The sequence below is a fragment of the Streptomyces sp. NPDC028314 genome (assembly GCF_055565795.1).
In genome coordinates this window covers 163,703-177,518 of the sequence record NZ_JBVHTP010000002.1, presented here as the reverse complement: position 1 = coordinate 177,518, position 13,816 = coordinate 163,703, and the positions used below count along the sequence as shown (strand labels likewise).

Below are 13,816 nucleotides of genomic sequence, written 5' to 3'. Positions count from 1 at the left end.
GGGATCCGGCTCCAGGTCTGACGATCCGCGTGGCTCGCGCCACTAACGTCGAACCCGTGACTGTCATCGCGACCGAAAGCCTGAGCAAGCGGTATCCCCGAGTGACCGCCCTCGACCGGCTCTCCCTGGACATCGGGCCCGGCGTGACCGGGCTCGTGGGCGCCAACGGAGCCGGCAAGTCCACGCTGATCAAGATTCTGCTCGGACTGTCCCCCGCCACCGAGGGCCGTGCCGCGGTGCTCGGGCTCGACGTCTCCACGCATGGCAGCGCCATCCGTGAACGCGTCGGCTACATGCCCGAACACGACTGCCTGCCTCCCGACGTCTCGGCCACCGAGTTCGTCGTCCACATGGCGCGCATGTCCGGGCTGCCGCCGACGGCCGCTCGCGAGCGGACCGCCGACACCCTGCGCCACGTGGGCCTGTACGAGGAGCGCTACCGGCCCATCGGCGGCTACTCCACGGGCATGAAGCAGCGCGTCAAGCTGGCGCAGGCGCTCGTCCACGACCCCCAGCTGGTCCTGCTGGACGAACCCACCAACGGTCTCGACCCGGTCGGCCGCGATGAGATGCTCGGCCTGATCCGCCGGATCCACACCGACTTCGGGATCTCGGTCCTCGTCACCTCCCACCTCCTCGGTGAGCTGGAGCGGACCTGCGACCACGTCGTGGTCGTCGACGGCGGCAAGCTGCTGCGCTCCAGTTCCACCAGCGACTTCATGCAGAGCACCGCGACCCTCGCGGTCGAGGTCACCGACTCCGACGCGCACCCGGACGGCACCGCCGCCCTGCGCAAGGCGCTCGGCGAGGCGGGCATCGTCCTCCACGCCGCCGAGGAGCAGGGTCTGCCGGGAGCCGGCCACATCCTCCTCGTCGAGGCCGCCGGCGAGGAGACGTACGACACGGTCCGCGACACGGTCGCCGACCTCGGGCTCGGCCTGGTCCGCATGGAACAGCGCCGCCACCACATCGCGGAGGTCTTCCGCGACAACGACCGGTCGGCGCAGCCCGTCCCGTCCGCGCCGCCCCTCACCTCCGCCCAGCCGGTACCGCCCGCGCAGCCCCTCCTGTCCGCGCAGCCCATCCAGCAGAAGGGAGCCGGTTCCGATGGCGCCTGACACCTCGACCCAGATCCACAACATCGGCTACCGGTCCTACGACGGCCCCCGCCTCGGCCGCGCCTACGCCCGCAAGTCGCTGTTCTCGCAGTCCCTGCGCGGCGCGTACGGGCTCGGCCGCTCGGCCAAGTCCAAGGTGCTGCCGATGCTCCTGTTCGCGGTGATGTGCGTCCCCGCACTGATCCTCGTCGCGGTCGCCATCGCCGTCCCCGGCTCCACGGACCTGCCGATCAAGTACACGACCTACGCCCTGACCACCCAGGTGATCATCGGCCTGTACCTCGCTTCGCAGGCGCCGCAGTCGGTCTCCCGGGACCTGCGCTTCAAGACCGTGCCGCTCTATTTCTCGCGGCCCATCGAGCGCGTGGACTACGTCGTGGCCAAGTTCGCGGCCATGGCCTCGGCGCTCTTCATCCTCACCGCCACCCCGTTGCTGATCATGTACGTCGGCTCACTGCTGGCGAAGTTCGACTTCGGGGACCAGACCAAGGGATTCGGGCAGGGACTGGTGTCCGTACTGCTGCTCTCGCTGCTCTTCGCCGGCCTCGGCCTGATCATGGCCGCGCTCACCCCGCGCCGCGGGTTCGGCGTCGCCGCGATCATCGCGGTACTGCTGATCCCGTACGGCGCCGTGACCGCCGTGCAGGGCATCGCCTACAGCACCGGGTCCACCGGTGCCATCGACTGGCTCGGCCTGTTCTCCCCGATCAGCCTGATCGACGGCATCCAGACCGCCTTCCTCGGCGGGACCTCCGCGTTCCCCGGCGGCGAAGGCCCCACGGCCGGCATCGGCTTCGTCTACCTGCTCGTCGCCCTCGGCCTCATCGCCGGCTCCTACGCCGCCCTGATGGCCCGCTACCGGAAGGCCGGGCTGTGACCATCATCGACATCGACCACACCTCCCGCTGGTTCGGCAACGTCGTCGCCGTCAACGACGTGACCATGAGCATCGGCCCGGGCGTCACCGGCCTCCTCGGCCCCAACGGCGCCGGCAAGTCCACCCTCATCAACATGATGGGCGGCTTCCTGGCCCCCTCCACCGGCACGGTCACCATCGACGGGACGCCGATCTGGCGCAACGAGCAGGTCTACAAGCAGATCGGCGTCGTGCCCGAGCGCGAGGCCATGTACGACTTCCTCACCGGCCGCGAGTTCGTCGTGGCCAACGCCGAACTGCACGGGCTCGACGACGCGGCGGCCCAGCGAGCCCTGGCCACCGTCGAGATGGAGTACGCCCAGGACCGCAAGATCGCCACCTACTCCAAGGGCATGCGCCAGCGCGTGAAGATGGCCTCCGCCCTCGTCCACGAACCGTCCGTACTGCTCCTCGACGAGCCGTTCAACGGCATGGACCCGCGCCAGCGCATGCAGCTCATGGACCTGCTGCGACGGATGGGCGACGAGGGCCGCACCGTGCTGTTCTCCTCCCACATCCTGGAAGAGGTCGAACAGCTCGCCTCCCACATCGAGGTGGTCGTCGCCGGCCGGCACGCCGCCTCCGGCGACTTCCGCAAGATCCGCCGCCTGATGACGGACCGCCCGCACCGCTACCTCATCCGCTCCTCCGACGACCGGGCCCTTGCCGCGGCCCTGATCGCCGACCCGTCCACCGCCGGTATCGAGGTCGACCTGAAGGAAGGCGCCCTGCGCATCCAGGCCGTCGACTTCGGGCGCTTCACCGAGCTGCTGCCGCGGGTCGCCCGCGCGCACGGCATCCGGCTGCTGACGGTCTCGCCCTCCGACGAGTCCCTCGAGTCGGTCTTCTCCTACCTCGTCGCGGCCTGAAGGAGCTGGCACACATGTACAACCCCACCGTCGCCCGGCTCACCTACCGGGCTCTGCTCGGCCGCCGCCGCGCGCTGATCCTCTTCGCGCTGCCCGCCCTGCTGATCGTCATCTCGATCGCCGTCCGCGCCTTCACCGGCCTGGACGACAAGGTCGCCGCCGACCTGCTCGGCGGGTTCGCCCTCGCGACGATGGTCCCGCTGATCGGCGTCATCGCCGGCACCGGCGCCATCGGCCCCGAGATCGACGACGGCTCGATCGTCTACCTGCTCTCCAAGCCCGTGAAGCGCCCGACGATCATCATGACCAAGCTGATCGTCGCGATCGCCGTCACCATGGTGTTCTCCGCGATCCCCACCCTGATCGCCGGCTTCATCCTCAACGGCAACGGCCAGCAGATCGCCGTCGCCTACACCGTCGCCGCACTCGTCGCCTCGATCGCCTACAGCGCGCTGTTCCTGCTGCTGGGCACCGTCAGCAGGCACGCCGTGGTCTTCGGCCTGGTCTACGCCCTGATCTGGGAGTCGCTCTTCGGCAGCCTGGTCTCCGGTGCGAAGACCCTCAGCGTCCAGCAGTGGTCGCTGTCCCTGGCCGAGAAGGTCGCCGGGGAGGGATACGTCGACGCCACCGTGGGCCTGCCGACCGCCGCGGTCCTGCTCGTCGTGGTCACCGTCGGCGCCACCCTCTACGCGAGCCAGAAGCTGCGCCGCCTCACCCTGGCGGGCGAGGAGTAGGCCCCGCCGCTACGACTGCGCGTACCGTGCCCCGCCCGGCCCACCGGCCAGGCGGGGCACAGTTTCGCGCGGCATCATCGGTGCATGATGCCGCACCCGGAGCCCGAGCCCTCCAGGCCGCTGTGGTCCTGGATACGCTCAGCGCCCGGTACGCACATCTGGCTGCTGATCATCGCCATCACGAGCCTCATCGTCGTGATCGCGCCCGACCGGGTCGAGCACATCCTGCTCCACCGCAACAGCAGCAACATCCACCAGCTCGTCAAATACCCCGTGCGGGCGCTCCTCAGCAGCGCCTTCTGGATCGAGAACCCGGCCTCGCTCGCCCTCTACGCCGTGCTCTTCGAGGTCTTCCACGCCCCCGTCGAACGGTGGCTCGGGACCCTTCGCTGGCTCCTGATCGTGGCGACGGCCCATATCGTCGCCACCCTCGCCAGCCAGAAGGTCCTCCTGATGGCCATCCAGGACCACCGGGCCCCGCGCAGCATGACCTACGTCGTGGACATCGGCGTCAGCTACGGGCTCGCGGCCTCCATCGGAGTCCTCACCTACCGGCTCCCCAGCCCCTGGAGATGGGTCTACCTCGCCGGCGTGCTCGCCTTCTTCGGTGTCCCCCTCTTCACCGACGCGACCTTCACGGACCTCGGCCACGCCATCGCGCTCTCCGTCGGACTGCTCGCCTGGCCGCTCACCCGGCACGTTGTTTCACGTGAAACACGACCGACGTTTCACGTGAAACGTGGCTAACGCTCCTCAGCCGCGACCACCCCGTGCTCCCACGCCCATGCGGCGATCCCCACCCGGTTGCGCGCCCCGAGCTTCGCCTGGACGTTCGCGATGTGCGTCTTCGCCGTGCCCGCGGTGATGAACAGCTCCGCGCCGATCTCCGCGTTGGTGAGCCCGCGCGCCACCAGCCGCACGATGTCCAGCTCCCGGCCGGTCAGCGGATGAGGCCCGGACGATGTCCGCGGCGCGGCCGGACCCGCCTCGGAAAGCCGGCTCAGCAGCCGCACCGTGATCTGCGGACTGATGAGGGTGTCCCCGGCCATCGCGGCCCGCACCCCCTCGATCAGCAGCGCCGGCCCGGACCGCTTCAGCAGGAAACCGCAGGCGCCGTTGCGCAGCGCGGTGTGCACGTACTCGTCCAGGTCGAAGGTGGTCACCACGACCACCCGGGTGACCGGCGCCAGCAGCCGGGTCACCTCCAGGCCGTCCAGCCGTGGCATCCGGATGTCCGCGAGCACCACGTCCGGCCGCAGCTCGCGGGCGAGCGCGACCGCGCTCTCGCCGTCCGCCGCCTCCCCCACCACGGTCATGTCCGGCTGCGAATCGAGGATCAGCCGGAAGCCGCTGCGGATGTCCTCTTGGTCGTCGGCTATCAGGATGCGTGTGGTCACGCCGCCATGATCACCCGAGCGGGTGCCCCTGTGCCTGGAAGACCGCGCGAACCCGCCACCCGCCGTCCGGCTCCGGCCCCGCCGACAGCGTCCCGCCGGCCGCCTCCACCCGCCCGCGGAGCCCGGCCAGCCCGGTCCCGCTCCGCCGCCACCGGGGCAGCAGCCCGCCGGTACCCCGGGGTGCGGCGGAGTTGGCCACGCTGAGCTCCACGCCGCCATCCGCCCGGCGTACGGCCACCCGCACCCCGCCGGCCCCCGGCGCGTGCCGGCGTACGTTCGTCAGGGCTTCCACGGCCACCCGGTACGCCGTGGTGTCCGCCTCCCGCGACAGTTCCCGTACCGCCTCAGCATCGGCTTCCAGTGTCCCGCCCTCGAACCGCTCCACGACCGCCGGGAGTTCGGCGAGCCCCGGCACCGGAGCGGTCGGTCCGCCCGCCGCCTCCCGCAGCGCGTGCACCGTACGGTCCAGCGACTCCAGCGCGCTCAGCCCCGCCGCCTCGATCCGCTCCAGCGCGCGGATGGCCTGACCGGGATCCTGCGCGGCCACGAACCGGGCCGCCTGGGCCTGCACCACGATCGCGCTCACGTCGTGTGCGACGAAGTCGTGGAGATCACAGGCCAGTTCCAACTGCTGGTCGCGCCTCGCGTCCCGTACGGCCTGCCGCATCCGGCCCGTCTGACGGCGCAGGTAGCCGCCGACGGCCACCGCGGCGAGGGCCGGCGCCGCCCAGAAGGCCACCACCCCGCCGATCTCCATCCACGACCCGTCCGCCCACACCAGCGGGACCGGCCACAGGGCCACCGCCGCCACGCCCAAAGCGCCCGCGAGGGTGCCGGAGCGGACCGGGGACCAGCGGGCCACCAGGGACAGCAGCGGCAGGAGCACCGCCATCTCCGCCAGCGTCCAGGAGTTGGGCAGGCCCAGGGCCGACCCCAGCAGGGACAGCAGGCTCGCCACGGACAGGGCGGGGGCGAACAGCGCGCTCGGTTTCACGGTCACGCCCCGACCCTACGAGCCGCCCGCGCGACGGGACATCTCCCGTTCGGCAGAGAGGGGCTCGCCCGCCACCTCACCGGCCTGCCGATCGGCGGATGGTTCGCAAGCGTCCCCCGGACCAGGCTTTGAGGCATCACCAACCGCCCTCCGAAAAGGACTTGGACGATGACCGCCCTCACCGCTGCTCCCGCTGCTCCTCTTGCTCCCGCCGTTTCCGTCGGCCCTGCCGTCAGCCGCCCGATCCGCCGGGCCGCCCACGCCGCGGCCCTGACCCTCCTCCCCAGCGGCCTGTGGAGGCTGGTGATGGCGGTCGGCATCCCCGTCGGCTGGGGAGCCGGCAGCGGACTGGAAGCCGAACTCTTCCCCGGCAGGTGGTCCTTCTACCTGGTGGCCCTCAGCCTCTTCGCCGAAGGCCTCGGCCTGCTGACCCTCGGCCTCGTACAGCGCTGGGGCGAGGTGGTGCCGAGCTGGATCCCCCGGCTTCGCGGCCGCCGGATCCCGCCCCTGGTGGCGATCGTGCCCGCCGCCCTCGGGGCCGCCGCCGTCACCTACGTCACCATCGGTGGCGCCTTCCACTGGAGCACCGCCATGGCGGTGCCGGGAGCACCCACGGGGGCGGGCTGGTGGGTCATGACCTTCTGCTACGCCCCGCTGCTCCTGTGGGGCCCGCTCCTCGCGGTCGTGACCGCCGCCTACTGGCGCCGCCGCCGTATCCACGGCTGACCGGCGGAAATTCGCTGGTACGGGCCGTGCGCCCGGGGCACAGTGAGAGGTGCGGGGAGCAACAAAAGGTCCGGGACAGCCACTTCGAGCGCGCCTTGCGGCGCGGGCTGTCCCGGACCTCTCGTACGTCGTATTACGCGGCGCCCAGCAGACGCTCCAGCACCACCGCGATGCCGTCCTCCTGGTTGGAGGTCGTCACCTCGTCGGCCACGGCCTTCAGCTCCGGATGGGCATTGGCCATCGCCACACCGTGCGCCGACCAGCCGAACATCGGGATGTCGTTGGGCATGTCGCCGAAGGCGATGGTCTCCGCGGCCTTCACGCCCAGCCGGCGCGCGGCCAGCGACAGGCCCGTCGCCTTGCTCAGGCCCAGCGGGAGGATCTCCACCACGCCCGGACCCGCCATCACGATGTCCACCAGGCTGCCCACGGTCTCCCGCGCCGCCTTGACCAGCTCGTCGTCGTCCAGCCCCGGGTGCTGGATGTACAGCTTGTTCAAAGGCGCGGTCCACACGGCCGCGGTGTCCTCCAGGTATATGGCCGGAAGGCCCTCCTGCACCTGGTAGCCGGGCCCGAACAGCACCTCGCCGTCCACCCCGTCCCGGCTGGCCGCGATGGCCAGCGGACCCACCTCGGCCTCGATCTTCGACAGCGCCAGACCGGCCAGCTGCCGGTCCAGCGTCACCGAGGTGAGCAGCCGGTGCGCACCCGCGTCGTAGACCTGCGCGCCCTGCCCGCACACGGCGATCCCCTTGTAGCCGAGGTCGTCGAGCACGTGGCGGGTCCAGGGCACGGCCCGGCCGGTGACGATGATGTGAGCGGCGCCCGCCGCGGTGGCCGCGGTGAGCGCTTCACGGGTGCGCTCCGAGACGGTGTCGTCGTCACGCAGCAGCGTGCCGTCGAGGTCCGTCGCGACGAGCTTGTACGGGAACGGGGCCGGGCTCACTTGGTGATCGGCTCCAGGACCTCACGACCGCCCAGGTACGGACGGAGTACCTGGGGCACCCGCACCGAACCGTCGGGCTGCTGGTGGTTCTCCAGGATGGCGACGATCGTGCGCGGTACGGCGCACAGGGTGCCGTTCAGCGTGGACAGCGGCTGGGTCTTCTTGCCGTCGCGGTAGCGGATCGACAGGCGGCGGGCCTGGAAGCCGTCGCAGTTCGAGGCGGAGGTCAGCTCGCGGTACTTGCCCTGGGTCGGGATCCAGGCCTCGCAGTCGAACTTGCGCGAGGCGGAGGAGCCCAGGTCACCCGTGGCGACGTCGATCACCTGGAACGGCAGCTCGAGGCTGGTCAGCCACTGCTTCTCCCACTCCAGGAGGCGCTGGTGCTCGGCCTCGGCCTCCTCAGGCGCGACGTACGAGAACATCTCGACCTTGTCGAACTGGTGGACGCGGAAGATGCCGCGGGTGTCCTTGCCGTACGTACCGGCCTCGCGGCGGAAGCACGGCGAGAAGCCGGCGTACCGCAGCGGCAGCTTGTCGGCGTCGATGATCTCGTCCATGTGGTACGCGGCGAGCGGGACCTCGGAGGTGCCGACCAGGTAGTAGTCGTCCTTCTCCAGGTGGTAGACGTTCTCCGCGGCCTGGCCGAGGAAGCCGGTGCCCTCCATGGCGCGCGGGCGGACCAGCGCGGGGGTCAGCATCGGGATGAAGCCGGCCTCGGTGGCCTGCGCGATCGCCGCGTTGACGAGGGCGAGCTCCAGCAGGGCGCCCACGCCGGTGAGGTAGTAGAAGCGCGAGCCCGACACCTTGGCGCCGCGCTCGACGTCGATGGCGCCCAGCGATTCGCCGAGTTCCAGGTGGTCCTTGGGCTCGAAGCCCTCGGCCGCGAAGTCGCGGATGACACCGTGCGTTTCGAGGACGGTGAAATCCTCCTCGCCGCCGACCGGGACATCGGTGTGGACGATGTTGCCGAGCTGGAGCAGCAGCTTCTTGGCGGCCTCGTCGGCCTCGTTCTGTTCGGCCTCGGCGGCCTTGACGTCCTGCTTGAGCTGTTCGGCCCTGGTCAGAAGCTCCGCCCGCTCCTCCGGAGAGGCCTTGGGAATGAGCTTGCCGAGCGACTTCTGCTCATTGCGCAGTTCGTCGAAGCGCATGCCGGAGGACCTGCGGCGCTCGTCGGCGGAGAGCAGTGCGTCGACAAGCCCGACGTCCTCTCCACGGGCGCGCTGCGAGGCGCGGACACGGTCAGGGTCTTCACGGAGCAGCCGGAGGTCAATCACCCCTCCAGGCTACCGGGCTGGGGTTCCTGGCATCACACCGATATCACGCTGCGTGTCGCTATGTCCCAATTGCCGCGAATGTAAAACTCTTGTCCGCTGGCGTGATCCGACCCTTACCGGAGGGTCAATAAAAGCCGCCCCATTCCCCGAAATGGGGCACAACGCCGAGGGCCGGCCGGGCCCTGAACTGGGCCGGGAGCCGTTCCTTGTCCACAGGGATTCCCTGCGAGAGCGTCTTATCCACAGGCTGTGTGCCGCATCTGTGGACACCGGAATAGATCATTCGGGACCGGCGGGCGGCCGGGGCGAATCAGGGTTCAAACCACCCTCACACACTCATTCGGGTGGGAATGGCTCGCCCCAAAGAGTTGATCGGTGATGCGGGGGTGACGCCGTTCACCTTCCGCTCCCCAGCGCGAAACCTGGGCCGCCCGACCGATTTGTCGACCTTGTCGCGCCGCTCTGTCGACTTGTCCCCAGGTCCCCATCTCGCCCTGTGGATAACTCTGTGGACAGTGGACGAAGCCCTACGCGCGACCGTCGAGGCAGCGCGCCAGCCAGTCGGAAGCGGCCGTGAAGTCACCGTCGGAGGTTCCCGGCCGCGAGGCCCGCACGTCACCCAGAGCGACACCCGCCCGGGGGTACGAGCCGAGGAAGCGGACCTGGGGACAGGTGCGCTTCAGCCCCATCAGGGCCTCGCTGACCCGGCGGTCCGAGATGTGGCCCTCGGCGTCCACGGCGAAGCAGTAGTTGCCGATGCCCTCGCCGGTCGGCCGGGACTGGATCAGCATCAGGTTCACCCCGCGGACGGCGAACTCCTGGAGCAGCTCCAGCAGCGCACCCGGGTGGTCGTCGCCGAGCCACAGCACGACGGAGGTCTTGTCGGCGCCGGTCGGGGCGGCCGGCCGGGCGGGGCGCCCGACGAGCACGAACCGGGTCTCGGCGTTCTCCGCGTCGTGGATCTCGGTGACCAGCGGCTCCAGCCCGTAGGTGGCCGCCGCGAACTCGCCCGCGAAGGCGGCGTCGAAACGGCCTTCCTGCACCAGCCGGGCGCCGTCGGCGTTGGAGGCGGCCGACTCCCACAGCGCGTCGGGGAGGTTCGCCCGCAGCCAGTTGCGGACCTGCGGCTGCGCCACCGGGTGCCCGGTGACGGTCTTGACGTCCGACAGCTTCGTCCCGGGCCGCACGAGCAGAGCGAACGCGATGGGCAGCAGCACTTCGCGGTAGATCATCAGGGGTTCGCCGGAGGCCAGCTCGTCGAGGGTGGCGGTGACCCCGCCCTCCACCGAGTTCTCGATCGGCACCAGCGCGGCGGCGGCCTCACCGCCCCGAACGGCGTCCAGGGCGGCCGGGACCGACACCATCGGGACGAGCTCCCGGGTGGCGGCTTCCGGAAGGGTGCGGAGGGCTGCTTCCGTGAACGTGCCCTCGGGACCGAGATAGGTGAAACGGGTGGCCGACATGCGATCAGCCTAATGCCGGAGGGCCTGCCTCCGACGGGCCCGTTCACCCTTCGAGCAGCCGTTGCCCGACGTACTCCCCGGCGCGCGGACCGGGCGGGACGGCGTACAGCCCGCTGGACTCGTGCCGGATGAACTCGGACAGGGCGTCACCGCGGTCGAGCTTGCGCTGGACGGGGACGAAGCCGCGCAGCGGGTCGGCCTGCCAGCAGATGAAGAGCAGTCCGGCATCGGGTGTGCCGTCCGCGCCGATCCCGTCGTGGAAGGAGAAGGGGCGCCGCAGCATGGCGGCCCCGCCGTTCTGCTCGGGCGCCGAGATCCGGGCGTGGGCGTTGGACGGGATGACCTGCTTGCCGTCCGCGCCGAGCTTGGCGAGGTCCAGTTTCGTGGTCTCGGTGCCGCCGGTCAGGGGCGCCCCGGTGGCCTTCGTACGGCCGATGACCTGTTCCTGCTGGGCCGTGGACTGCTTGTCCCAGTCGTCGAGCAGCATGCGGATCCGGCGGACGACGGCGTACGAGCCCCCGGCCATCCAGGCGTGCTCGGCGGGCCCCGGTCCCGCCGCCGGGACGAAGATCCGCTTGTCGAAGTCGGCGTCCGCGGGCTTCGGGTTTCCGGTGCCGTCGACCTGGCCCATCAGGTTGCGCGCGGTCATCGGGGCGGCCGTCGCTCCGGGGGACCGGTTGAAGCCGTTCATCTGCCAGCGGATGCGGGCGGCCTCCCCGGCGTCCTTCTGGAGGGCGCGCAGCGCGTGGAAGGCGACCAGTCCGTCGTCCGAGCCGATCTGGACCCAGAGGTCGCCGTTGCTCCGCTGGGGGTCGAGCCGGTCGGAGGAGAAGTCCGGCAGCGGATCGAGGGCGCCGGGGCGCCGGGCGGTGAGACCGGTGCGTTCGAAGAAGGAGTGGCCGAAGCCGAAGGTGACGGTAAGGGAGGACGGCCCGGCGTCGAGGGCGATCCCGCTGTCCGCGGTCGGGGCGGTCTCGCCCGCCATCAGCCGCCGGGCGGTCTCCGACCAGCGGCGCATGAGAGCGGCGGCCTCCGTGCGGCCGGCGCCGGGGGCCAGGTCGAAGGCCAGCACATGGCCCTTGGCCTGGAGCGGGGTCGTGATCCCCGCCTGGTGGTCCCCGTGGAAGGGCACCTGGGTGGCACCGAGCGACGCGAGGGTCCCCGGGGCACCGCCGGCTCCGGCCCCCGGGGAATCCGACAGCGCCGAGTGCGCGAGAGCGCCGCCGGTGGCTCCGAGCGCGAGCCCGGCGGCGCCCGCGGCGCCGACCGTGCCCAGCAGCCGTCGCCGGGAGATCTCGATGTCGGGGTTCTTCTCGCTGCTCTCGGTCACGCTGGTCAGCCGATCTTCACGTTCTTCTGGACGGTCGTCTGGTCGATGTCGGAGGTACGAACGGTCACGTCGATGCGCCATTCGCCCGCGAGGGGCAGCTGGACTCCGGACGCGGACCAGTGTCCGGCAGTGGCCCGGTCCGGGACGAGCGGCAGCGGGCCGATGTCCTTGGCCGGGAGGGTGAAGGCGATCTTGACCTCCGGGAGGTCGACGGGCTGGCCGTCGGGGCCGTCGGCCCAGAGGTGCAGGGTGTTCGCTCCGACCCGGCCGGGGTCCAGCTCCAGCCGGACGGTGCCCTTGCCGTTCTGGCCGCCGGTGTCGTAGGGCAGCGTGATCTTCACGGCGCGGTTGGGGACGGCGGTGGCGGCCGAACCGCCGCGGCCGGTTTCCTGCTCGGCCGCGCGGCCGGGCTCGGTGCTGGTCAGCACGGTGGTGACGGCCAGCAGCAGCACGGCCACACCCGCCTCGGCGAGGACGGAACGGCGCAGACCCGCGCGGCCCGGGTCGGCGTCCCGCACCTGCTTCGCGAGCGCGTTCTCGCGGGCGGCGCGCTGGCGGGCGAGCTGGGCGGCGCGCTTGGGGTCGGCCGGGACGGTCTCCCGCTCTGTTTCACGTGAAACATCCGCCGATGTTTCACGTGAAACATCGGCTACCGCATCCGCCTCGGCCCCTTCCCCGGCCCGCTGGTCGGCGAGCCGGGCGGTCCAGCCGCGGGAGAGGTAGGCGATGCCGACGAGGACGGCCACCAGGCCGACCTTGATCAGGAGGAGCTGCCCGTAGCTGGTGCCGGTGAGGGCGGACCAGCTGCCGAGCTGGCGCCAGGACTGGTAGACGCCGGTGACGGTGAGCACCAGGACGCTGATGAAGGCGACCTTGGAGAAACGCCGGACGGCCTCGCGTTCGATGTCGGGCACCTTTTGGAGGGCGACCAGCAGCGCGGCGAGACCGCCGAGCCAGGTGGCGACGGCCATCAGGTGCAGGATGTCGACCGGCATCGCGATCCCGGGCTGGATCCCGGTGGAGGCGTGCTCCGACAGGGCCCAGGTGGCGGCGATACCGCAGGCCACGACGGCTCCGCCGACGCCGAGCCCGAAGGCGAGGTCGCTGCTGTCCTTGCGGTCATGGGCGGTGTCCCCGTCCTCCGGCCGGTCGGGCCCGTCCTCCGGCCGGTCCGCCCCGTCCTCCGGCAGCGCGGACCCGGTCCCTTCCCCCGAGGCCTTCTGCCGGCGCGCGTACGCACCGAACAGCACGGCGATGAAGAGGGCTGCGGCGCCGAGCAGCAGCAGCCGGGACACGAGGGAGGCACCGGTCTTGGTCTCCAGGACGGCCTGGAGCCCGTCCAGGTCGAAGACGTCGGCGAACTTCCCGGAGCCGGTGTACGGGGTGCGCAGCACCAGCATCGCCAGCGTGGCGGCGGTCAGGGTGACCCAGCCGCGCAGCACCAGCTTCTGCAGGGGCCGCTCGGCGGATCCCCGCCGCCAGCACAGCAGGATGAAGGCGGCGCCACCGACGAGCACGGTGAAGCCGGCGTAGGCGGCGTACCGGGCGATGCCGTACGCGACACCGACGGGCCCGCCGCCGGCCTGCTGCGTGGGTAGGGCGACGTTGGTGGCCGACGGGGCGCCGACGGAGAAGGTGAAGGCGCCGGAGATGGGGTGGCTGTCGGCGGAGACGGCCTGCCAGGCCACGGTGTAGGTGCCGTTGGGCAGGCCGGAGTGCAGGGCGGTGCCGTAGCGGACGGTGGATCCGCTGCACATGTCGCGCAGTTCACCGGTGTCCACGCGCTTGCCCTGCGGGTCCATCACGCGGATGGAGTCGTCGCCCATGGCGACCTGCTCCGAGAAGGAGAGGGTGACCTGGGCGGGTGCCGTGGCGACCACCGCCCCGTCCTTGGGGTCGCTCGCGGTGAGTGCGGCGTGCGCCGAGGCCGGTGCGGCCGCGGTGAACAGCGTTGCCAGCAGGGCTGCGAGGACCAGCGCGAGCCGCGGCAGGAATGCCGGGATGCGGTCGCGGGCCGGGGATGGGGCGGGGGCGGTGGCCGTCATGGCG

Annotated in this window: 13 protein-coding genes; 6 read left to right on the top strand and 7 right to left on the bottom strand. The window is 71.3% G+C overall.

The window, feature by feature from the left end; translation table 11 throughout:
• Positions 1 to 56 precede the first annotated feature (56 nt).
• The 5 genes from ACZ4TG_RS04990 (at position 57) to ACZ4TG_RS04970 (ending at position 4,384) form a co-directional block, all read left to right on the top strand.
• Complete coding sequence (locus ACZ4TG_RS04990) at positions 57 to 1,118, top strand: ABC transporter ATP-binding protein (protein ID WP_468159934.1); 1,062 nt, start codon at positions 57 to 59, stop codon at positions 1,116 to 1,118.
• Positions 1,108 to 1,995, top strand: coding sequence for an ABC transporter permease subunit (locus ACZ4TG_RS04985; protein WP_468159933.1), 888 nt, complete (start codon positions 1,108 to 1,110; stop codon positions 1,993 to 1,995). The genes ACZ4TG_RS04990 and ACZ4TG_RS04985 overlap by 11 nt, the downstream gene beginning before the upstream one ends.
• Positions 1,992 to 2,903: an ABC transporter ATP-binding protein gene (locus tag ACZ4TG_RS04980; RefSeq protein ID WP_468159932.1), complete on the top strand. Its 912-nt coding sequence runs from the start codon at positions 1,992 to 1,994 to the stop codon at positions 2,901 to 2,903. The genes ACZ4TG_RS04985 and ACZ4TG_RS04980 overlap by 4 nt, the downstream gene beginning before the upstream one ends.
• Positions 2,904 to 2,917: 14 nt before the next feature.
• Positions 2,918 to 3,637, top strand: coding sequence for an ABC transporter permease (locus ACZ4TG_RS04975; RefSeq protein ID WP_468159931.1), 720 nt, complete (start codon positions 2,918 to 2,920; stop codon positions 3,635 to 3,637).
• Between the two features lie 84 nt (positions 3,638 to 3,721).
• Positions 3,722 to 4,384 (top strand): rhomboid-like protein, encoded by a 663-nt coding sequence (locus ACZ4TG_RS04970; protein ID WP_468159930.1) that lies wholly within the window; start codon positions 3,722 to 3,724, stop codon positions 4,382 to 4,384.
• Here the strand turns inward: ACZ4TG_RS04970 and ACZ4TG_RS04965 are convergent.
• Together ACZ4TG_RS04965 and ACZ4TG_RS04960 are read right to left on the bottom strand one after the other, a co-directional pair.
• Positions 4,381 to 5,034, bottom strand: coding sequence for a response regulator (locus ACZ4TG_RS04965; RefSeq protein ID WP_468159929.1), 654 nt, complete (start codon positions 5,032 to 5,034; stop codon positions 4,381 to 4,383). The genes ACZ4TG_RS04970 and ACZ4TG_RS04965 overlap by 4 nt on opposite strands.
• A gap of 10 nt (positions 5,035 to 5,044) precedes the next feature.
• Positions 5,045 to 6,034, bottom strand: a complete 990-nt coding sequence (locus ACZ4TG_RS04960; protein WP_468159928.1) for a sensor histidine kinase — start codon at positions 6,032 to 6,034, stop codon at positions 5,045 to 5,047.
• A 162-nt stretch (positions 6,035 to 6,196) separates the two neighbouring features.
• Between ACZ4TG_RS04960 and ACZ4TG_RS04955 the strand changes: the two genes are divergently transcribed.
• Positions 6,197 to 6,754 (top strand): hypothetical protein, encoded by a 558-nt coding sequence (locus ACZ4TG_RS04955; protein WP_468159927.1) that lies wholly within the window; start codon positions 6,197 to 6,199, stop codon positions 6,752 to 6,754.
• Between the two features lie 133 nt (positions 6,755 to 6,887).
• Here the strand turns inward: ACZ4TG_RS04955 and ACZ4TG_RS04950 are convergent, their stop codons facing one another.
• The 5 genes from ACZ4TG_RS04950 to ACZ4TG_RS04930 all read right to left on the bottom strand — a co-directional run bounded on the left by ACZ4TG_RS04950 (position 6,888) and on the right by ACZ4TG_RS04930 (position 13,812).
• Complete coding sequence (locus ACZ4TG_RS04950) at positions 6,888 to 7,700, bottom strand: HAD family hydrolase (protein WP_468159926.1); 813 nt, start codon at positions 7,698 to 7,700, stop codon at positions 6,888 to 6,890.
• Positions 7,697 to 8,974, bottom strand: a complete 1,278-nt coding sequence (gene serS, locus ACZ4TG_RS04945; protein WP_468159925.1) for a serine--tRNA ligase — start codon at positions 8,972 to 8,974, stop codon at positions 7,697 to 7,699. The genes ACZ4TG_RS04950 and serS overlap by 4 nt, the downstream gene beginning before the upstream one ends.
• Before the next feature lie 527 nt (positions 8,975 to 9,501).
• On the bottom strand, positions 9,502 to 10,437 hold the full coding sequence (pheA, locus tag ACZ4TG_RS04940; protein ID WP_468159924.1) for a prephenate dehydratase: 936 nt from the start codon (positions 10,435 to 10,437) through the stop codon (positions 9,502 to 9,504).
• 43 nt (positions 10,438 to 10,480) lie between these two features.
• Positions 10,481 to 11,848: an iron uptake transporter deferrochelatase/peroxidase subunit gene (gene efeB, locus ACZ4TG_RS04935; RefSeq protein WP_468159923.1), complete on the bottom strand. Its 1,368-nt coding sequence runs from the start codon at positions 11,846 to 11,848 to the stop codon at positions 10,481 to 10,483.
• Positions 11,773 to 13,812 (bottom strand): copper resistance CopC/CopD family protein, encoded by a 2,040-nt coding sequence (locus ACZ4TG_RS04930; RefSeq protein ID WP_468159922.1) that lies wholly within the window; start codon positions 13,810 to 13,812, stop codon positions 11,773 to 11,775. The genes efeB and ACZ4TG_RS04930 overlap by 76 nt, the downstream gene beginning before the upstream one ends.
• Positions 13,813 to 13,816 lie beyond the last annotated feature (4 nt).